The sequence below is a fragment of the Comamonas brasiliensis genome (assembly GCF_018292285.1).
GTDB classification, from domain to species: Bacteria; Pseudomonadota; Gammaproteobacteria; order Burkholderiales; family Burkholderiaceae_C; genus Comamonas; species Comamonas brasiliensis.
The window spans coordinates 727918-746149 of sequence record NZ_JAANES010000003.1; the positions used below are offsets into that span (position 1 = coordinate 727918).

Annotated in this window: 17 protein-coding genes; 9 read left to right on the forward strand and 8 right to left on the reverse strand. The window is 61.3% G+C overall.

What is annotated here, in order from left to right:
* Positions 1-14 precede the first annotated feature (14 nt).
* Genes pcp through DJFAAGMI_RS15990 form a run of 3 tightly spaced genes read right to left on the reverse strand, consistent with a single transcriptional unit; the run spans position 15 to position 2359 of the window.
* Positions 15-677, reverse strand: a complete 663-nt coding sequence (gene pcp, locus DJFAAGMI_RS15980; RefSeq protein ID WP_211457861.1) for a pyroglutamyl-peptidase I — start codon at positions 675-677, stop codon at positions 15-17.
* A gap of 12 nt (positions 678-689) precedes the next feature.
* On the reverse strand, positions 690-1643 hold the full coding sequence (locus DJFAAGMI_RS15985) for a DUF979 domain-containing protein (protein WP_211457862.1): 954 nt from the start codon (positions 1641-1643) through the stop codon (positions 690-692).
* Positions 1640-2359: a DUF969 domain-containing protein gene (locus DJFAAGMI_RS15990; protein WP_211457863.1), complete on the reverse strand. Its 720-nt coding sequence runs from the start codon at positions 2357-2359 to the stop codon at positions 1640-1642. The genes DJFAAGMI_RS15985 and DJFAAGMI_RS15990 overlap by 4 nt, the downstream gene beginning before the upstream one ends.
* Before the next feature lie 292 nt (positions 2360-2651).
* Between DJFAAGMI_RS15990 and DJFAAGMI_RS15995 the strand changes: the two genes are divergently transcribed.
* The 4 genes from DJFAAGMI_RS15995 (at position 2652) to DJFAAGMI_RS16010 (ending at position 6359) form a co-directional block, all read left to right on the forward strand.
* Complete coding sequence (locus tag DJFAAGMI_RS15995; protein WP_012836944.1) at positions 2652-3329, forward strand: GntR family transcriptional regulator; 678 nt, start codon at positions 2652-2654, stop codon at positions 3327-3329.
* A 171-nt stretch (positions 3330-3500) separates the two neighbouring features.
* Positions 3501-4484: a TRAP transporter substrate-binding protein gene (locus DJFAAGMI_RS16000; RefSeq protein ID WP_211457864.1), complete on the forward strand. Its 984-nt coding sequence runs from the start codon at positions 3501-3503 to the stop codon at positions 4482-4484.
* Between the two features lie 80 nt (positions 4485-4564).
* On the forward strand, positions 4565-5071 hold the full coding sequence (locus DJFAAGMI_RS16005) for a TRAP transporter small permease (protein WP_211457865.1): 507 nt from the start codon (positions 4565-4567) through the stop codon (positions 5069-5071).
* Positions 5064-6359, forward strand: a complete 1296-nt coding sequence (locus DJFAAGMI_RS16010; protein WP_211457866.1) for a TRAP transporter large permease — start codon at positions 5064-5066, stop codon at positions 6357-6359. The genes DJFAAGMI_RS16005 and DJFAAGMI_RS16010 overlap by 8 nt, the downstream gene beginning before the upstream one ends.
* 472 nt (positions 6360-6831) lie before the next feature.
* Here the strand turns inward: DJFAAGMI_RS16010 and DJFAAGMI_RS16015 are convergent, their stop codons facing one another.
* The gene (locus tag DJFAAGMI_RS16015; protein ID WP_249334370.1) at positions 6832-7632 is read right to left on the reverse strand and encodes a TetR/AcrR family transcriptional regulator; all 801 of its coding nucleotides are present in this window, start codon (positions 7630-7632) and stop codon (positions 6832-6834) included.
* Between the two features lie 41 nt (positions 7633-7673).
* Between DJFAAGMI_RS16015 and DJFAAGMI_RS16020 the strand changes: the two genes are divergently transcribed.
* Together DJFAAGMI_RS16020 and DJFAAGMI_RS16025 are read left to right on the forward strand one after the other, a co-directional pair.
* A complete protein-coding gene (locus DJFAAGMI_RS16020; protein WP_211457867.1) occupies positions 7674-8636 on the forward strand; it encodes a tripartite tricarboxylate transporter substrate binding protein in 963 nt (320 codons plus the stop codon).
* 21 nt (positions 8637-8657) lie between these two features.
* Positions 8658-9212 (forward strand): cupin domain-containing protein, encoded by a 555-nt coding sequence (locus DJFAAGMI_RS16025; RefSeq protein WP_211457868.1) that lies wholly within the window; start codon positions 8658-8660, stop codon positions 9210-9212.
* A gap of 269 nt (positions 9213-9481) precedes the next feature.
* On the opposite strand, the gene glmS is transcribed toward DJFAAGMI_RS16025, so the two are convergent.
* Positions 9482-11398 carry a glutamine--fructose-6-phosphate transaminase (isomerizing) gene (glmS, locus tag DJFAAGMI_RS16030; protein ID WP_211457869.1) on the reverse strand — a complete coding sequence of 639 codons (1917 nt, stop codon included), beginning with the start codon at positions 11396-11398 and terminating at the stop codon, positions 9482-9484.
* A gap of 136 nt (positions 11399-11534) precedes the next feature.
* On the opposite strand from glmS, the gene DJFAAGMI_RS16035 reads away from it, so the two are divergent.
* On the forward strand, positions 11535-12035 hold the full coding sequence (locus DJFAAGMI_RS16035; RefSeq protein ID WP_211457870.1) for an Lrp/AsnC family transcriptional regulator: 501 nt from the start codon (positions 11535-11537) through the stop codon (positions 12033-12035).
* Positions 12036-12162: 127 nt separating this feature from the next.
* On the forward strand, positions 12163-13296 hold the full coding sequence (locus tag DJFAAGMI_RS16040) for a sensor domain-containing diguanylate cyclase (protein ID WP_211457871.1): 1134 nt from the start codon (positions 12163-12165) through the stop codon (positions 13294-13296).
* 4 nt (positions 13297-13300) lie between these two features.
* On the opposite strand, the gene DJFAAGMI_RS16045 is transcribed toward DJFAAGMI_RS16040, so the two are convergent.
* Positions 13301-14098, reverse strand: coding sequence for a sensor histidine kinase (locus DJFAAGMI_RS16045; protein ID WP_211457872.1), 798 nt, complete (start codon positions 14096-14098; stop codon positions 13301-13303).
* Positions 14098-15528 (reverse strand): bifunctional UDP-N-acetylglucosamine diphosphorylase/glucosamine-1-phosphate N-acetyltransferase GlmU, encoded by a 1431-nt coding sequence (gene glmU, locus DJFAAGMI_RS16050; protein ID WP_043005351.1) that lies wholly within the window; start codon positions 15526-15528, stop codon positions 14098-14100. Before glmU ends, DJFAAGMI_RS16045 begins: the two co-directional genes overlap by 1 nt.
* 104 nt (positions 15529-15632) lie before the next feature.
* On the opposite strand from glmU, the gene DJFAAGMI_RS16055 reads away from it, so the two are divergent.
* Positions 15633-16619 (forward strand): LysR substrate-binding domain-containing protein, encoded by a 987-nt coding sequence (locus tag DJFAAGMI_RS16055; RefSeq protein WP_211457873.1) that lies wholly within the window; start codon positions 15633-15635, stop codon positions 16617-16619.
* 193 nt (positions 16620-16812) lie between these two features.
* On the opposite strand, the gene tyrS is transcribed toward DJFAAGMI_RS16055, so the two are convergent.
* Positions 16813-18045: a tyrosine--tRNA ligase gene (tyrS, locus tag DJFAAGMI_RS16060; RefSeq protein WP_211457874.1), complete on the reverse strand. Its 1233-nt coding sequence runs from the start codon at positions 18043-18045 to the stop codon at positions 16813-16815.
* Positions 18046-18232 lie beyond the last annotated feature (187 nt).

Consider the following 18232-nt stretch of genomic DNA (forward strand, 5'->3'; position numbering starts at 1 on the left):
TCTCCCGGTCGGCATCAATGCAGCTGACCTGCGTGTTCCTGCAAATCCTGCTGCACCGTCATGGCCGTATGAATGGCTGTGCGTATGCCCTGAATCTGCGTTTCCAGCGCCATGCTGGCCATGCCTGGCTGGCGCGCGGCCTGCTGCGGCAGCGCGGGTATGTGAATAAAGCCGCCGCGCACGCCGGGTCCCGCACGGCGCGACAGCCTGTGCATCAGGGCATAGAACACATGGTTGCAGACAAAAGTGCCCGCCGTGTTCGACACCGCAGCCGGAATGCCCGCGTCCCTCAGATGGCGCACCATGGCCTTGATGGGCAGGGTCGAGAAGTAGGCCGCGGGCGCATCGCGCACCACGGGCTGGTCGACGGGCTGATGGCCCGCGTTGTCCGGAATGCGGGCATCGTCGATATTGATGGCCACACGCTCCGGCGTGATTTCAGTGCGCCCGCCGGCCAGCCCCAGGCTGATGATCAGCGTGGGCTGCAGCCTGGCTAGCGCCTCGTCGAGCGCCGCCATGGCAGCACCGAACACGCAGGGCAGTTGCACGGCATGCACCACACCGTCCGCAATCAGCTCGCCATCCAGCGCGCGCGCCACTTCCCACGAGGGGTTGACGCTATCTTTGTCGAAGGGCTCAAAGCCGGTCAGCAGGATTCGGTGGGCAGCCTCAGTCATGGCAACTCTCTCTTATCGGAACATCAGGAAGTTGAGCAGGAACACATTCACGATCAGCAGCGTGATGGCCGTGGGAACCTGCGCACGGATGACGGCATTCTTGTCAATTTCCAGCAGTGCTGCGGGCACCAGGTTGAAGTTGGCCGCCATGGGCGTCAGCAAGGTGCCGCAGTAGCCCGACAACATGCCGACTGCCGCCATCACGGCCGGGTCACCATGGTAGACGCCAACCAGCACGGGCACGCCCACACCGCCGGTCATCACCGGAAAGGCCGCAAAGCCATTGCCCATGATGACGGTGAACAGTGCCATGCCGATCACGTACACGGCCACGGCCACAAAGCGCACATCCATGTTGATGTAGGTAGTGGTCACATAGGCCACGGCCTTGCCCACGCCTGCATCCGAGAACACCAGACCCAGCATGCCCAGCATCTGCGGCAGCACAAGAGCCCAGCCCAGTGCGTCGATCAGGCGGTGCGACTCGCGCAGGCCCTGCACGGGAGTCTCGCGCGTCATCTTGCAGGCCAGCACCAGCGCGACCACGCAGCCGATGCCCAGACTGACCAGGGTGCTGTTCTTGGGGTCGATCAGGGGAGTGCCGCCAAAGACCAGATGCTTGGCCGACAGCGTGCCCACCATGGTGATCAGCGGGATGGCCAGCGCCGGCACAAACAGCTTGTTGCCCAGGCGCTTGGCGCTTTCCAGGTACTGTGCATCGGTGCGCGACTGGTGCTTGCCGCCCATCACGCCGCCGAAACCGGCAATCAGGGCCATGACGACCGCCACCGCCCCCACCCATACGGGCGGCAGCAGATCGCCGACGAGGAATACCAGCGCATATAGCGCCCAGAACAGGCCCGCCGAGAATCGGCGCGGGTTGCTGCCGTCGCGCAGCGTCATCACGGCCGTCACCGCCAGCACCAGGCCGACGAGGTAGTACAGGTATTGAATGGTGATGGTCATGCCGACTCTCCCTGGGCAGCTTTCTTTTCCGCAGCAATTTCACGCGCCAGCTGCCTGTCCAGGCGATGCAGGCGGAAGGCATGGATGGCAAAGGCCGAGATGGCCGTAGGAATGCCCCACAGCGCGACATGAATCGGTTCGACCTCGATGCCCGCCTCCTTCAGAAAGGTGGTCATCAGCACGATCGCACCGAAGGCCACGAAGATGTCTTCACCAAAGAACAGACCCACGTTGTCCGTGGCAGCCGACATGGCACGCAGCTTCTCGCGCACCTTGCCCGACAGCTTGCCGTAGCGGTTTTCCGTCGCGCCTTCGGCCATGGGGGCCAGCAGCGGACGCACCATCTGGGGATGACCGCCAAGGCTGGTCAGGCCGATAGCTGCCGTGAGCTGACGCGCTGCCAGGTAGACGATCAGCAGGCGGCCGGCAGTGGCCGACTTGATGGAGCTGATCCAGTTTTGCGCATGCTGACGCAGGCCATGACGCTCCAGCAAGCCGATCACGGCCAGCGGCAGCAGGATGATGAGCGGCAGATTGCGGGTCTTGATGAAGCCGGCCCCGATGGCGGCCAGCACCTTGTCCAGCGGAAAGCCCGCCGCAAAGGCGGTGCCGATGGCGGTCACGATGACCACCAGCATGGGGTTAAAGCGCAGCGCGAAGCCGGCAATGATGATGAGCACGCCGATCAGCGGCCACAGGTTTACGTCTACAGGCATCGAAGCCTCCGGAAATCACGCCCTGATCCGTTGCGCGGCGGGCTCTACCAAAGACGGGAACGCTCTCAGCAACCCGCCCAGCTCTTTTGAGGAAGGCTGGGCAGCTCTGCTTCAGACCTGCTTCATTCCTCGAATTGTTGAACAATCTATTTAGATTGATTCCACAAATGAAATTGTTTGCAGAACAAATAGACTTTGTAATAGAGCAAACCCTAGGTATCGCCAATCTTTTGGACTTCTCTGAGTCAACAGAACGATGGCTACACTCTGGCGACAGCAAAAAGGGAATGCCATGAAAGTCGCAGCAGAGGTCCAGAATCTGACCGAACGCATCGCCGAAGAAATACGCAGCCAGCTGGTCAAGGGCGTGCTGAGCCCGGGCCAGCGGCTGTCCGAAGCGGCACTCAGCGAAGCGCTGGATATTTCGCGCAACACCTTGCGCGAGGTGTTCCGCATGCTGACCAAGGAAGGTCTTCTGGTGCACGAGCCCAACAAGGGCGTATCGGTGGCCGTGCCCAGCATGGCGTCCATCATCGATATCTATCGCGTGCGACGCATGATCGAGTGCCAGGCGCTGGCACAGGCTTACCCCATGCATCCGGCGCTGACGCGGATGCGCGAGGCTGTGGAAAGCGGCCAGCGCCACAGCGAGGCCGAGGACTGGTCCGAGGTGGGCACCGCCAATATGGCGTTTCACAAAGCCATCGTGGCCCTGGCCGACAGCGAGCGTCTCAACGAGATGTTCTCGCATCTGCTGGCGGAGCTGCGCCTGGCCTTCGGCCTGCTGCGCGACCCGCATTTCCTGCATGCGCCCTATGTAAGCATGAACCTGAAGATTCTGCAGATCTTCGAAGCCGGCAGGCCCGCAGAGGCGGCGCAGGAACTCAGTGCCTATCTGGTGCACTCGGAGCGCATCATTCTGGCCGCCTATGCCCGGCGTCTGGCAGAGGCGGGCATCAAGGCTCCTTGAAGTTTCTTGTTCAACAATCCAAACCTACTCAATGGAGATAAGAAAGAAAACGCCCTACGCTTTGTAAAAACTCGTTGAAATCCCTCATGGATACCTGTTGAGACAAATGCTACTTTTGGCACAACTCTTGCCTGAGTTCATTTGTCCGCATCTCTTATCCGAGGAGTTTTCATGAAGCGTCGCCTTTTCTGCGCCACCGCCACCTTGCTCGCCGGCATCGGCATTGCCGGTCAAGCCATGGCACAAACCAAATGGGATTTCGCCACCGCATACGGGCCTGGAAACTTTCACTCCAAGAACAACGAACTGTTCGTGAAGGATGTGGACGCCGCCACCGGCGGCAAGCTCAGGATCACGCCGCACTTTGGTGCATCGCTGTTCAAGATGCCCGAAATCAAGCGTGCCGTGCAAACCGGCAATGCACAGATGGGCGAGTTCTTTCTGGTGAGCTTCCAGAACGAGTCGCAGATCTTCGGCACCGACGGCCTGCCGTTTCTGGTGAGCAACTACGAGGATGCCTACAAGCTCTACCAGGCCCAGAAGCCCGCGCTGCAGAAGCTGCTGGACAAGCAGGGGCAGGTGCTGCTGTATTCCGTGGCCTGGCCGCCCCAGGGCATCTACACCAAGAAACCCATCAGCTCCGCAGCCGATCTCAAGGGCATGAAGTGGCGCGTCTACTCGCCGACCACGGCCCGCATCGGCGAGCTGATTGGTGCCCAGCCCGTGACCGTGCAGGAAGCCGAGCTGTCCCAGGCCCTGGCGACTGGCGTGGTGGATGGCCTGATCACCTCGAGCGCGACCGGCGCCGACAACAAGCTGTTTGAAAGCCTGAAGTACTACTACAACGTGCAGGCCTGGATTCCCAAGAATGCCGTGACCGTAAGCAAGAAGGCCTTTGGCGCACTGGACAAGAGCACGCAGGAAGCCGTGCTGAAGGCCGCTGCCGCCGCCGAGCAGCGCGGCTGGAAAGAGTCCAGGGAAGTGGATGCGCGCTCGATTGCCGCACTCAAGCAAGGCGGCATGCAGGTCGAGCAGCCCTCCGCCCAGCTCAAGGCCGACCTAGGCAAGATCGGCGCGACCGTGATCAAGGAATGGACGGACAAGGCCGGTGCTGACGGCCAGGCCATTCTCGACGGCTACAAGGCTGGCAAGTAAGGCGCAGATGGCATCTGGCTGCCCAGTCCCGGCATTTGGGGCCGGGCGGCCGATCACCTCATCCGCTCAGGAAGACAAGCATGCGCAAGTTACTCAATGGTTTATATGAAGGCAGTGCCTGGCTTGCAGGCATCGCCATGATCGGCGTGCTGGCGATGGTGCTGCTGACCATCACCAGCCGGCTTTTTGGCTTCAGCGCCCCGGGTACCGATGCCTACGCAGGCTACGCCATGGCAGGTGCCGGCTTCATGGCCCTGGCGAGCACCTTGAAGAAAGGTGAACATATCCGCGTCACCTTGCTGCTGGGTGCGCTCAAGGGCCAGGCCTACAAGGCACTGGAGCTGACCGCCCTGGGCGTCGCCACCATTCTTTCGGCCTTTCTGGCTTTCTATTCCACGCGCCTGGTCTGGCAGTCCTGGGAGATCGAAGACATCTCCGTGGGCATCGACGCCACACCGCTATGGATTCCGCAGATTTTCATGGCTCTGGGCACACTTGTCTTTTTCATCGCGTTCTGTGACGAACTGGTGCTGGAGCTGCTGGGCAAACGCAAGGCGGTAGAGAAGGAGGGAACCCCTCATGAATGAAATCACCGCAAGCATTGCACTGATCGTGGTGCTGCTGGTTCTGCTTGGCGGCGGCGTCTGGGTCGGACTGACTCTGGCGGGCGTTGCCTGGTTCGGCATGGAGTTCTTCACCGCGCGCGCTGCGGGCGATGCCATGGCCATGACCATCTGGGGCTCTGCCAGCAGCTGGACCTTGACGGCTCTGCCGCTGTTTGTCTGGATGGGCGAGATTCTCTACCGCACCAATCTGTCCGAGAGCATGTTTCGCGGCCTGGCGCCCTGGGTCAATGCGCTGCCGGGCCGCCTGCTGCACACCAACGTCATAGGCTGCACGATTTTTGCGGCGGTGTCCGGCTCCTCCGCCGCCACCTGCGCCACCGTGGGCAAGATGAATGTTCCCGAGCTGCGCAAACGCGGCTATCCCGAGAACATGGTGATCGGCTCGCTGGGCGGCCCCGCCACGCTGGGCCTGCTGATCCCCCCATCCATCATCTTGATCGTCTATGGCGTATCGGCCGAGCTGTCGATCTCCAAGCTCTTCATGGCGGGCGTGCTGCCGGGCATCATGCTGGCCCTGATGTTCAGCGGCTGGATCGTGGTCTGGGCCCTGATGAACCCGGACAAGGTGCCCAAGGCCGACAGCAGCCTGAGCTTCAAGCAAAAAGTCTACGAGTCGCGCCATCTGATCCCCGTCGTGCTGCTGATCTCGGGCGTGATTGCCAGCATCTACAGCGGCATTGCCACGGCAACCGAAGCGGCCGGCATAGGCGTGACGGGAGCGCTGATCCTGTCGGCCCTGCAAGGTGCGCTGAGCTGGAAGAACTTCAAGGACTCGCTGTTCGGAGCCACCCGGCTTTACTGCATGATCGCGCTGATCCTCGCCGGAGCTGCCTTCATGACCTTGTCCATGGGCTATATCGGTCTGCCACGCCAGCTGGCCGAATACGTGGGCAGCCTGAACCTCTCGCCCGCCATGCTGATCGCGGTGCTGGGCCTGTTCTACATTCTCATCGGCTGCTTTCTGGACGGCATCTCCACCATTGTGCTGACCTCCGGCGTGGTCCTTCCCATCATCCAGGCCGCAGGCATCGACCCCTTGTGGTTCGGCATCTTCCTCGTGATCACGGTGGAGACCGCCCAGATCACGCCGCCAGTAGGCTTCAACCTGTTCGTGCTGCAGGGCATGACAGGCAAGCAGATCACCTACCTGGCCCGCGTCTGTGCGCCGTACTTCCTGTTGATGGTGCTGGCACTCGTGATACTGTGGTTCTTCCCGCAGATCGTGACCGTGCTGCCCAATAATATGTAAGCAAAATCGCTCTGAACAAACGCCCCGAAAGGGGCGTTTCTCATGGGCGAGCCCGGATAGCTGCATGCATGCCGGGACATGCGGGCGTCAGCGCAGGGATGTGGATGCCGAATCCCTCTGACAGGGTGTTACGGAAAATGCGCACTACGCTGTTAGATTGGCTGGGTTAGCCATCCAGACACATCGCAATGAAAGAAAAAATCAACTTCATTGAGAGGGAGCGCCTCTACCGACATGAACTCAAACGCCGCCGCGTTAAATTTCTACCCCTGCAGGTGCTGCGTCGGGTCTTCAAGGCCGCAGGAGTCTAGCCAGCGCTGAAGCCAGCCATCCACCTGCCAAGCCCAAACAAAAAAAGCGCTCCCATGGAGCGCTTTTTCATCCCGGCGAATGGGCGCCGCAGGCAAAGACCCAGGATTCATGCGGCGTCCACTCCATCGCATGCCGTCAACGCCCTGGTCGATGCGCCATCTCACGCCATCGGCGATCCCGCGAACCCTGCTGCGGTGAAAGCAATCAACTGCTCAATCACCTTTTCCACCGGGTCACTGCGATGCCTGTCGTTGAGCATATGGCTGACACGCCCGTTGTCTGAGCGGATATACATCATCGCACCATACATGCACTCCAGCCGCCACTGAAACTCCGTCTCACTCAGATGAGGTGTCACGCTGCGCAGCAGCAAGGCAAACCTCAGAGCGGTTTTGTCATACGCCTTGAATACGACCTCTCGGACTTCCTTCAGAGGATCCACCGAACACAGGGCAGCCACCCGGTTGAACGAGGACTCTTGCGAGCCATATGCAGTGCGCAATGCGGGAGCAATAAACGCCCGCAGCACTTCTTCAATGCTCGGTGGCTCGTTCGCATGACGCTGTTCGAGTTGTGCCAGCAAGGCTTCTCTTTGCGCATTGACCTGTTGCACACGCTCTTCGAACAGCGCCTTGAGCAAGCCCAGCTTGTTCTTGAAATGATAGTGAATCGCCCCTGTATCCACATCTGCTTCAGCCATCACCGCTCTTAGCGACGTCCCTGCGTAGCCATGCTGCGCAAACAATTTTTCAGCCGCGCACAGCATGCGCTGCCTTGCTTGGGCACGCGGCATCTCAACTTCCGAAGAAGTGACTTGCGCCTGTTCGGCTTGGCGCAGGGCAGCCCTTCTCCCCAATCCGGCGGGAACATCCACAGAGGCAGTTTTTCTCATGACTGCGAATGATAGTGAGGTCAGGTGATCGTCCTCTTGCGCAGTCTCCATTTTTGCATCAGTATTCATTCAGTCGACTGACTGAATTCAAGAATACAAGGAGACAAGCAATGAACATCTGGCGCCACGCAGCATCTCTTGTGATGGGGCTGAGTTGCCTGGGAGTCGGCCCGCTGCAGGCTCAGGAGCATTTTCCGAACAGGCCGCTGACCATCATCAATCCCTGGGCGGCAGGAAGCTCTACCGATGTGATGGCCAGGACTCTGGCGGAGGAAATGCACAAGCAACTGGGTCAAAGCATCGTCGTGATCTCGCGCGAGGGAGGCTCTGGCGTCATTGGAATGAATGTGCTGGCCCAATCTCCCGCCGACGGCTTGACCATGGCTTTTACCCCCATGACGCCCATCACCATCCAGCCGCATTACATCAAGGGACTCAAGCTGAGCCCTGATGTCGTGCAACCGCTGTGCGGGGTGACCGAGAACATTCTGGGCGTGAGCGTACGTGCCGACAGCCCCTACAAAACAATCGAGGAGCTGATTGCCGCCGCCAAACAGAAATCACTGAACTACGGCTCTCCCGGCCCCAACTCGGCCCCGTTTCTGGCCATAGATCAGCTTGAGCGAGACCAGAAGCTGCAACTCAATCACATCCCATACAAGGGTGATGCGGGTTCGATCCAGGAATTGCTGGCGGGGCGTCTGGACTTTGTCAGCAGCATTGCGGCCTCTGCAGCACCTCAGGTTCGTGCCGGCAAGTTGCGGCTGTTGGCCGTTACTTCGGAACATCGCCATCCCGCGTTCCCCGACATTCCCAGCTTCAGGGAATTGGGCATGAAGGTGCAGGAAGACTCTTTTGCCGGCCTCTTTGTACCCCGTGGGGTTCCTGAGGCCGCACTGGCAAAGCTAGACGATGCCTGCGCCAAAGCCACCAGGTCTGGATCGGTCAAACGCATTGCCCAAAGCGGTGATCAGGTCGTGCACTACCAAAGCCGTCAGCAATGGGAAAAGCGCATTACCACCGAGTTTCGCAAGCAGGGCGAGACAGCCAAGCGCAATGCCAGCAAAAACTAAACCATCCATCACAGCCAGCCCATGAGCAACTCCACAACCCTGGCGCCCATTCGCCGCGTCGTCACTGCCAATGATGAGCAAGGACGTTCCTATCTGGCCGAAGATGGCCCATCGCCGGCAATCCGCTTCGTGCCGGAACGTCCCGGATATCGCATCACCAATCTATGGCGAACGGATGCAGCCCCTGCACACATTGGCTCACCCGACACCATTCATCTGCACCAGGGCGTTGCGCCCCCACCGCTTGGTACCGTGCTGCGCATTCTGGATATTCCTGCCGAGCCCGCCGATCCCCAGGAGCTTCAGACTGCCTTGAATGCGACGTTTTCGCGCATGTATGGCGATGCCCACCGAAATGTTCAGCCCGGCGAGCATCCTGGCATGCATCGCACGGACTCCGTGGACTACGCGCTCATGCTGGAAGGAGAGCTGATTGCCATCATGGACAAGGAAGAGACCGTGCTGCGGGCAGGCGATGTTCTGATCCAGCGTGGAACCAACCATGCCTGGGCCAACCGCTCCGGTAAACCTGCTCGTATTGCCTTTGTGCTGGTTGCAGGCATCGACACAGATTGAGAGCCGGTCGGTAGCACACGAACACGCGGATACGGGTGCCTGAGACTTGTTGAGGAACACCATGCATTCCTGAATCGCCCCGGCGCCTAAGCCTCATCTGCCGGGCGCCTTCGATGCCCCATAGAAAAAGCGCTGCAACCAGCGCTTTTCATCGCATGGAGGATGCGGCCCACATCCGCTACACCTGGATGTCATCGCGAAAAACTTTCCCGGGTCGCCTGAAACTGCGACCTCAGCCAGGAAAGTTCTTCACGGCAGAGACCGTCTGCTTATTCCACGGTGACGGACTTGGCCAGGTTGCGTGGCTTGTCCACATCGGTGCCGCGTGCCACGGCCGTGTGATAGGCCAGCAGCTGCAGCGGCACCACGTGCAGGATGGGGCTCAGTGCACCATAGTTCTCGGGCATGCGAATCACATGCATGCCTTCGCTGCTTTCGATATTGGTCTTGGCATCGGCCAGCACATAGAGAACACCGCCGCGCGCACGCACTTCCTGCATATTGCTCTTGAGCTTTTCCAGCAGTTCGTCGTTGGGCGCCACGGTGACCACAGGCATCTGGCTGTCCACCAGCGCCAGCGGGCCATGCTTGAGCTCGCCGGCAGGATAGGCCTCGGCGTGGATATAGCTGATTTCCTTGAGCTTGAGCGCGCCTTCCAGAGCGATGGGGTAGTGAATGCCGCGACCCAGGAACAGTGCGTTTTCCTTCTTCGCAAAGTCTTCGGCCCAGCTGATGATCTGGGGCTCCAGCGCCAGCACGGATTGCAGGGCAACGGGAAGATGGCGCATGGCCGTCAGATACTGCTGCTCCTTCTCTTCCGTCAGGCGTCCCTTGGACTGGGCCAGCGCCAGCGTCAGCAGGAACAGGCCGGCCAGCTGCGTGGTGAAGGCCTTGGTCGATGCCACGCCGATCTCCACGCCGGCCCGGGTGATATAGGCCAGCTCGCACTCGCGCACCATGGCGCTGGTGGCCACATTGCAGATGGTCAGGCTGTGCTTCATGCCCAGGCTCTGGGCATGGCGCAGGGCCGCCAGCGTGTCGGCCGTCTCGCCCGACTGGCTGATGGTCACGATCAGGGTCTTGGGATCGGGCACGCTGGTGCGGTAGCGATACTCGCTGGCCACTTCCACATTGCAGGGAATGCCGGCAATCGCCTCGATCCAGTACTTGGCCGTGCAGCCGCTGTAATAGCTGGTGCCGCACGCCAGAATCAGGACCCGGTCGATCTCCTTGAACACGCGCCAGGCCGCAGCACCGGTCTTGCCTTCCGAAGTGACCCCGTCAAACAGCTCGGGGGCAATGTTCTTCAAGCCCTCCAGCGTATCGCCCAGGGCGCGCGGCTGCTCGAAGATTTCCTTTTGCATGTAGTGGCGATAAGGGCCCAGTTCGGCTGCGCCGCTGTGTGCCATCACGGTCCTGACCGGACGCTGCTGCTCCGTCAGACGCTCGCCAGTCCTGCTGATGACCCAGTAGCGTCCCGGCTGCAGATCGATCAGATCGCCCTCTTCCAGATACACGATCTGATCGGTGACGCCCGCCAGTGCCATCGCGTCGCTGGCCAGGAAATGCTCGCCGCCGTCCTTGCCCACACCCAGAATCAGCGGGGAGCCGGCGCGGGCGCCGACCACGCGCTGGGGCTCGTCCCGGTGCATCACGCCAATCGCGTAAGCACCATGCAGACGGGCCGTCGCGGCCTGCACGGCTTCGAAAAGATCGCCGCTGTAGAGGCTGTCCACCAGGTGAGCAATGACCTCGGTGTCGGTCTGGCTGGCAAATACATAGCCCTTGGCCTGGAGCTCGGTACGCAAGGCTTCGTAGTTCTCGATGATGCCGTTGTGCACCAGGGCCACGCGTGCCGGTGCATCTGCATCGGCCACGGGAGAGATGCCGGGGCCATGGCTGAAATGGGGATGGGCATTGCGCACCGCAGGCTCGCCGTGGGTGGCCCAGCGGGTATGGGCAATACCGGTGAAACCTTCCACATGTTCGGTCTTGACCTGCTCCATCAGCTCGGCCACGCGGGCTGTGGAACGCGCACGCTGCAGCCCAAGGCTCAGGCCGTTGGCGTCCGCGGCCTGCACCGCCACCCCACAGGAGTCATAACCGCGGTACTCCAGTCGTTGCAGACCCTGGACCAGAACCGGAACGATATTGCGATGAGAAACCGCAGCAACAATGCCACACATAGAGGTACACCTTAGGTTGATTGAGCGAGCATGCTATCCGCTGCAATGAAAAATTTTCAATCAATAAAAAATGAAAAATGACTAAAAATTTCACAGCCACTGCAGTTTGATTTTTTATTCAATAAAATTCCAATAAATGAATGAAAATTCCATCAATCTGGACCACATCGACCTCCAGCTACTGCAGCAATTGCAGCGGGATGCCAGCCTGAGCAACCAGGCCCTGGCCCGGCTGCTGGAGCTGTCTGCCGCCACCTGCCTGCGCCGGGTCAAGCGGCTGCAGGAGCTGGGTCTGATCGAGAAACAGGTCGCCGTCCTCAGCAGCGAACACATTGCGCGCTTCACCGGCCATGGCCTGCAGGCCATTGTGGAAGTCTCGCTGGACCGGCAGGACAGTGCCTCGCTGCTGCAGTTCGAGCACAAAGCCGTTGCCGAGCCCGGCGTGCAGCAATGCTGGCGCGTCTCTCCCGGCCCCGACTTCGTCCTCGTCATTGCCAGCGCCGACATGCCAGCCTATCTGGCCTTGAGCCAGAAGCTGTTCACGCAGGACGCCAATGTGCGCAATGTCAAAGCCTTCTTCAGTCTCAAACGCGCCAAATTCAGCACCGAACTGCCTTTGCCAGCCCCTCAACATTAGGGACTTGCACGCCTTTATTCTTGAACTGCAATGTGTGGTGTAGATGCTGCGCAGGCGCCTTAATATTTGATACAAATTGTATTAATTCGATTATTCTCGCGATCTTGACTTAAGCCAAATCCACCAGATGCCCTTGCATCGAGATATTCACCGACGCACCTATCCTCTGCGTGCCTCTTATATGGCACTGGGCGGAGCAGTGGTGGCTGCGAGCCTGTCATATCTCCCAACCAATCTCGCCTGGTGGGCATTCACGGCGGTAAGTGCACTGGCATGGCCGCATATTGCTTTCTTGCATTCAAGTCGGCAACAGGATCAGTTCCAGGCGGAGTATTTCAACTCCCTGATCGATGCGCTGATCGTCGGTTGCTGGATCGCCCTGATGCACTGGAGTCTGCTGCCCGGCATCTGCATTCTGGCCATAGGCGTGGCCGACCGTTTCTATACCGGATTGAAGCGCCGCTGGCTGCCATCCCTGATCGCACTGCTGTGCGGCATGTTTTTCATGAGCCTGGCCATCACGCCCAGCCCGCAATGGGATGCGCCGCTGGCAGTGCAGCTGAGCCTGCTGCCGCTGATCGTTATGCACAGCGCCTATGCCAGCTGGTCCAACAGCCGCATGCTCAAGACTCTGGCCCGGCAGAATCTGCAGCTCAAGCTATTGGGGCGCATCGATCCGCTGACCACGGTATACAGCCGCGATTACTGGTGGAAAAAGGCCCGTGCCGCCCTGCACCAGCACCGCAGCGTCAAGGAGCAGACCTGTCTGCTGGTGATTGACATCGACCGTTTCAAAAGCGTGAACGATTTGTACGGTCATATTGTGGGCGACGATGTTTTGAAGCTGATCGGGCTGGCCATTAGAAACAGCCTGCGCAGCAACGATATTGCAGGGCGCTATGGAGGCGATGAATTCACCGTGCTGTGCAAGCACACCACGGCCAGGGAGGCATATTCCGTGGCCATGCGCATATGCGAAAAAATTGCCCAGATACGCGTTCGCGATTATCCGCAGCTGCAGATCAGCGCAAGCATCGGCGTTGCCGCAGCCGATGACAGTTTCAGCTCGGTGACCGAATGGATCAAAGCGGCCGACAGCGCGCTCTACAGCGCCAAGAGCGGCGGGCGCGACCAGGTGATGGATGCCACCCAGCAGCCCGAGAGGCAGCACAGCCCCTCCACCATGCCCATGCGACCCGAGTCGACACGGATCAGCGCGGCGAGCGCCGGGCAGGAGAGCCTGGACCGCGACGTGGTCTGACCACTCAGGGCAGACAGGTGGGCCAGTGCATCTGCAACTGACATCCCGCATTGAGCTGCGCCTGGATTTCCGCCTCGCCGCCATGGCGGCGGCAGACGTCGCGCACCAACGCCAGGCCGATGCCCAGGCCCTCGAACTCGACTTCGCGGTGCATGCGCTGAAAGACGCCAAACAGCTTGCCCGAGCGTGCCTGCTCGAAGCCGACGCCGTTGTCGGTCACCGAGATGGAGCAGCCGCCTTGCCCGTCGCGCTGCACATCGACCTGAATGCGTGCCAGCGGCATGGCCCGCGTGAATTTGACGGCATTGGCGAGAGCAGCATCCAAAGCCTGCTCCAGCAGATGCGGATCAGCCTGCAGCCTTGGGGCCACAGCAGGCAGACACCACTCTATGCGCCGGCCTTGCGTGCCCGCCTGCAGACGCTGGCGCAGACTGCCCAGCAAGGCAGGCAAGTCCACGGGCTGCGGCTGCAGCGCATGGCGCTGGGCCCGTGCCAGCTGCAGCAAGCCTTCGAACATGGCCGCCATGCGCTGGGCGGACTGGTCCATGGTCTGCAAAAAGCTGCGCGCCTCTTCCAGGTCCTCGACACCAGGGCTGGGGGACTGCAGCAATTCGGCAATCAACGGGTTGAAAGCCAGCAGATGGCGCAGCGGGGCCCGCAGATCATGCGAGACCGCATGCACCCATTCCTGCTGGGCCGTGCGCAAGGCGGCCAGCTCGGCCTCGCGCCTGGCCAGCAGCGCCAGCGCCTCGTCCAGCGTCCGAGGCACCTTGCTTTCAACAACTGGCTGCATGGGTTCCATCAGGCTTTGGGCAGCTTTTCGGGGCGCTTCCAGTTGCGGATGCTGACCTGCCTGCCGCGTCCGACCGTCAAGGCACCGACCTCGGTGTTCTTGGTCACGGTGGAGCCGCCGCCCACCGTGCCGCCGGCAGCAATGGTCACGGGAGCCACCAGCACGCAGTTGCTGCCGATATGCACATCGGCCTCGATCACGGTGCGGTGCTTGTTCACGCCGTCATAGTTGGCAGTGATGCTGCCTGCGCCATAGTTCACGCGCTCGCCCACCGTGGCATCGCCCAGATAGGCCAGGTGATTGGCCTTGGCGCCGTCGGCCAGGGTGGAGTTCTTCACCTCCACGAAGTTGCCGATGTGTACTTCGCGGCCCAGCTTGGCGCCGGGGCGCAGGCGGGCAAACGGGCCGATCAGCGCGCCCTGGCCCACTTCCACACCGGCCTTCTCGCCATCAATGTGGGTGAAGGGATGGATCACGGCATCGTCGGCAATGCTCACATTGCTGAGATGGCAGTTGGCGCCGATCCTGGCGCCGGCACCAATCGTCACCTTGCCGGCAAAGATGCAGTTCACGTCGATTTCCACATCCTGGCCGCAGCTCAGGCTGGCCTTGGTGCCGCGAGCATCGTCACGCAGGTCGAAGCGCGCAGGATCGGCCATGCGCACACCCTGCTCCATCAGCCCACGCGCCTGGCGCAGCTGGTGCGCCCGCTCCAGCTCTGCCAGTTGCAGCGGGCTGTTGACGCCCGCCACCTGCAGCGCATCGGCGATGCGGTGGCCCACCACGGGCACGCCGTCGGCCACGGCCATGGCGACGATATCGGTCAGGTAGTACTCGCCCTGGGCATTGTTGTTGTCGAGCCTGGCCAGCCAGGCCGTCAGATGCCTGGCGGGCACGGCCATGATGCCGCTGTAGATCTCGGTGATGGCACGTTCGGCTTCGCTGGCGTCCTTTTGCTCGACGATGCGCTGCACCGTGCCGGCATCGTTGCGCACGATGCGGCCGTAGCCCGTGGGATCGGCCATGGTCACAGTGAGCAGCGCCATCTTGTCGCTGCCTGCAGCATCGAGCAGACCCTGCAGCGTGTCGGCCTGGGTCAGCGGCACATCACCCGACAGCACCACGACCAGACCATCGTCCTTGAGCGCAGGCACGGCCTGCTGCACGGCATGGCCGGTGCCCAGCTGGGGCTCCTGGCGCACAAACTTCAGGTCCATGGAGCCGTCCGCGCCATTGGCGGTGGTGATGGCAGCTTCCACTTCCGCAGCACCATGGCCCGTCACCACCACGGCCGAGCGCGCCTTGAGCTGCGCCGCGGTGTCCAGCACATGCTGCAACAGGGCGCGACCGGCCAGCTTTTGCAGCACCTTGGGATGGCGGCTTTTCATGCGGGTGCCTTTGCCGGCAGCCATGACGACGATGTCCAGAGGTGCAGTCATATTGATTTGTGGGATGAAAACCGCCTGATTATCGACCCATAGCCTGCGCCCGCAACTGCAAGCGCAGGCAACAGTGGCCGCAAACGCCTTATGCTTGCCCTGCCATGCCTCATGCCACCACCAGCCCCACTCCGCTGCTTCGCACCCGCGCCATCGGTGCCGGCCATCTGCGCGCCTTTCTGGCCGTGGCCCGGCATCTGAACTTTCGAGCTGCAGCGGACGAGCTGGCGCTGACCCAGTCCGCTGTCAGCCGCCAGATCCAGTCGCTGGAAGACGAGGTGGGCATCCCGCTGTTTCTGCGCCATTCGCGCGCCGTGGAGCTGACCGGGGCCGGTGCCCAGCTGCTGCATGCCGTGCAGCCTGCACTGGAGTCGATCGACGCCACCGTGCGCCAGATCCGCCAGACCGTGGGCCGCAAGAGCGTGGCCATCACCACCTGGGCCAGCTTTGCCGCCATGTGGCTGATTCCGCGTCTGGAGGCGTTCCAGCGCGCCCATCCCGATATCGACATTCGCATCGACACGGGCGACGCCGTGGTGGATCTGGAAACCACCGATGTGGACCTGGCCATACGCTACAGCGCCGGCGTCTCCGATACCTCGGCAAAGGCTCTGTTCGGTGAAGAGCTGGTGCTGGTCGCCAGCCCAACCCTACTCAGAAGCGGCCCTGCCGTGCGCAGCCCCGCCGATGCGGCCCACTACACGCTGATTGAAACCGGCGACGTGCACCGCATGCCCCAGCTGGAGTGGCTGAGCTGGCAGCGCTGGTTTGCCGCCAACGGCTGCGACCAGCTGCAGCCGCCGCGCTGGCTGTACTTCAACTACGCCCACCAGATCGTGCAGGCCGCGCTCGCGGGCCAGGGTCTGGCGATCGCACGCCTGCCGCTGGTGGCCGATGCGCTGGCGGCCGGTAGCCTGATCGAGGTATTGCCCGAGCATCGCCTGGCGTCGCCGCTGTCGTACTGGCTGCTGCAAGGCCCGCGCAGCAGCGAGCGCCCCGAAGTGCAAGCCTTCTGCCAGTGGCTGATGGAGCAAGCCCGCCAGACACGCGACGCCATGCGGGGCGCGGGAGCGGGCGAGCTGGCCCCATAAAAAAAGAGAGCTGCCAGCGCTTGATCCACCTCTGCTTCAAATACAAAATGAATTGAAACGTAGATGTATCAAGCGTAAGCAGCTCTCATTTTGATGGCTGATACCTTCGACAGACCATCTCGGCAAGGACGGCGTCTTGCCCTGTTGCGCGCAGCGGTGACGCACCGCTCAACTCAGCTCAGCTCAGCTCAGCTCAGCTCAGCGTGACACGCGCAAACTTGCGCTTGCCCACCTGCAGCACAAAGGTGCCGGCATCCAGCTTCAGTGCGCGGTCGCTGATGACGTTGCCGTCGACGCGCACGCCGCCGCCATCGATCAGACGGTTGGCTTCGCCGGTCGATGCAGCCAGATTGGCCTGCTTGACCAGCGCACCGATGCCCAGCGGTGCGCCGGGCAGGCTGATTTCAGGGATGTCATCGGGAATGCCGCCCTTGGAGCGGTTGATGAAATCCTGCTCGGCCGCCTCGGCCGCCGCTGCGCTGTGGAAGCGCGCAGTGATTTCCTTGGCCAGGGCCACCTTGGCATGCTTGGGGTTGCCGCCGGCCTCGATCTCGGCCTTGAGCGCGGCGATATCGGCCAGGCTCTTGAAGGACAGCAGGGTGTACCAGTCCCACATCAGGTCGTCCGAGATCGACAGCACCTTGGCGAACATGGTGTTGGCGTCCTCGGTGATGCCGATGTAGTTGTTCTTGGACTTGGACATCTTGTGCACGCCGTCCAGGCCTACCAGCAACGGCATTGTGAGCACGCACTGCTGCTCCTGACCATACTCGGCCTGCAGATGTCTGCCCATCATCAGATTGAACTTCTGATCGGTGCCGCCCAGCTCCAGGTCGGACTTGAGCGCCACCGAGTCATAGCCCTGCAGCAGCGGGTACAGAAACTCGTGCAGGCTGATGGAGCTGCCGTCGGTGAAACGCGTATGGAAGTCGTTGCGCTCCATCATGCGCGCCACCGTGTACTTGGCCGACAGCTGGATCATGCCGCGCGCGCCCAGCTGGTCACACCACTCGCTGTTGTAGCGCACCTCGGTCCTGGCCGGGTCCAGCACCTTGGCGGCCTGGGTGTAATAAGTCTCGGCGTTAGCCTTGATCTGCTCGGCCGTCAGCGGCGGACGCGTGGAGTTGCGGCCCGAAGGGTCGCCGATCAGCGTGGTGAAGTCGCCGATCAGAAAGATCACCTGATGGCCCAGATCCTGCAGCTGGCGCATCTTGTTGAGCACCACGGTATGACCCAGGTGGATGTCGGGAGCTGTCGGGTCCAGGCCCAGCTTGATGCGCAGGGGCACACCGGTGGCTTCGGACCTGGCCAGTTTCTGGACCCACTCGTCCTTGGGCAGCAGCTCATCGACTCCACGCAGAGTGACTTCCAGCGCCTGGTTCACTCTGTCGGTCACGGGAAAACTTGTAACAGCAGATTGATTCATAAGGGTTTTTCGGCAGGCGAGGTAGGACGCGGCCGATATACTTGGAGGTTTGGTGTTACGGTCAATTCTAGACTGCTCCCTCATAAAGACCTCTTTGGATGGACTTATGGCACGGTAGAGCTGCTGGAGACGTGTCAGTCGTAACAAATACCAACTCCACCGACACGCTTTCCCAAGGATTTGATGT

Bases quoted from the DNA above. Each gene is read 5' to 3' on its own strand.
- pcp (WP_211457861.1), bottom strand. From the start codon at position 677: ATGACTGAGGCTGCCCACCGAATCCTGCTGACCGGCTTTGAGCCCTTC.
- DJFAAGMI_RS15985 (WP_211457862.1), bottom strand. From the start codon at position 1,643: ATGACCATCACCATTCAATACCTGTACTACCTCGTCGGCCTGGTGCTG.
- DJFAAGMI_RS15990 (WP_211457863.1), bottom strand. From the start codon at position 2,359: ATGCCTGTAGACGTAAACCTGTGGCCGCTGATCGGCGTGCTCATCATC.
- DJFAAGMI_RS15995 (WP_012836944.1), top strand. From the start codon at position 2,652: ATGAAAGTCGCAGCAGAGGTCCAGAATCTGACCGAACGCATCGCCGAA.
- DJFAAGMI_RS16000 (WP_211457864.1), top strand. From the start codon at position 3,501: ATGAAGCGTCGCCTTTTCTGCGCCACCGCCACCTTGCTCGCCGGCATC.
- DJFAAGMI_RS16005 (WP_211457865.1), top strand. From the start codon at position 4,565: ATGCGCAAGTTACTCAATGGTTTATATGAAGGCAGTGCCTGGCTTGCA.
- DJFAAGMI_RS16010 (WP_211457866.1), top strand. From the start codon at position 5,064: ATGAATGAAATCACCGCAAGCATTGCACTGATCGTGGTGCTGCTGGTT.
- DJFAAGMI_RS16015 (WP_249334370.1), bottom strand. From the start codon at position 7,632: ATGAATACTGATGCAAAAATGGAGACTGCGCAAGAGGACGATCACCTG.
- DJFAAGMI_RS16020 (WP_211457867.1), top strand. From the start codon at position 7,674: ATGAACATCTGGCGCCACGCAGCATCTCTTGTGATGGGGCTGAGTTGC.
- DJFAAGMI_RS16025 (WP_211457868.1), top strand. From the start codon at position 8,658: ATGAGCAACTCCACAACCCTGGCGCCCATTCGCCGCGTCGTCACTGCC.
- glmS (WP_211457869.1), bottom strand. From the start codon at position 11,398: ATGTGTGGCATTGTTGCTGCGGTTTCTCATCGCAATATCGTTCCGGTT.
- DJFAAGMI_RS16035 (WP_211457870.1), top strand. From the start codon at position 11,535: ATGAATGAAAATTCCATCAATCTGGACCACATCGACCTCCAGCTACTG.
- DJFAAGMI_RS16040 (WP_211457871.1), top strand. From the start codon at position 12,163: ATGCCCTTGCATCGAGATATTCACCGACGCACCTATCCTCTGCGTGCC.
- DJFAAGMI_RS16045 (WP_211457872.1), bottom strand. From the start codon at position 14,098: ATGGAACCCATGCAGCCAGTTGTTGAAAGCAAGGTGCCTCGGACGCTG.
- glmU (WP_043005351.1), bottom strand. From the start codon at position 15,528: ATGACTGCACCTCTGGACATCGTCGTCATGGCTGCCGGCAAAGGCACC.
- DJFAAGMI_RS16055 (WP_211457873.1), top strand. From the start codon at position 15,633: ATGCCTCATGCCACCACCAGCCCCACTCCGCTGCTTCGCACCCGCGCC.
- tyrS (WP_211457874.1), bottom strand. From the start codon at position 18,045: ATGAATCAATCTGCTGTTACAAGTTTTCCCGTGACCGACAGAGTGAAC.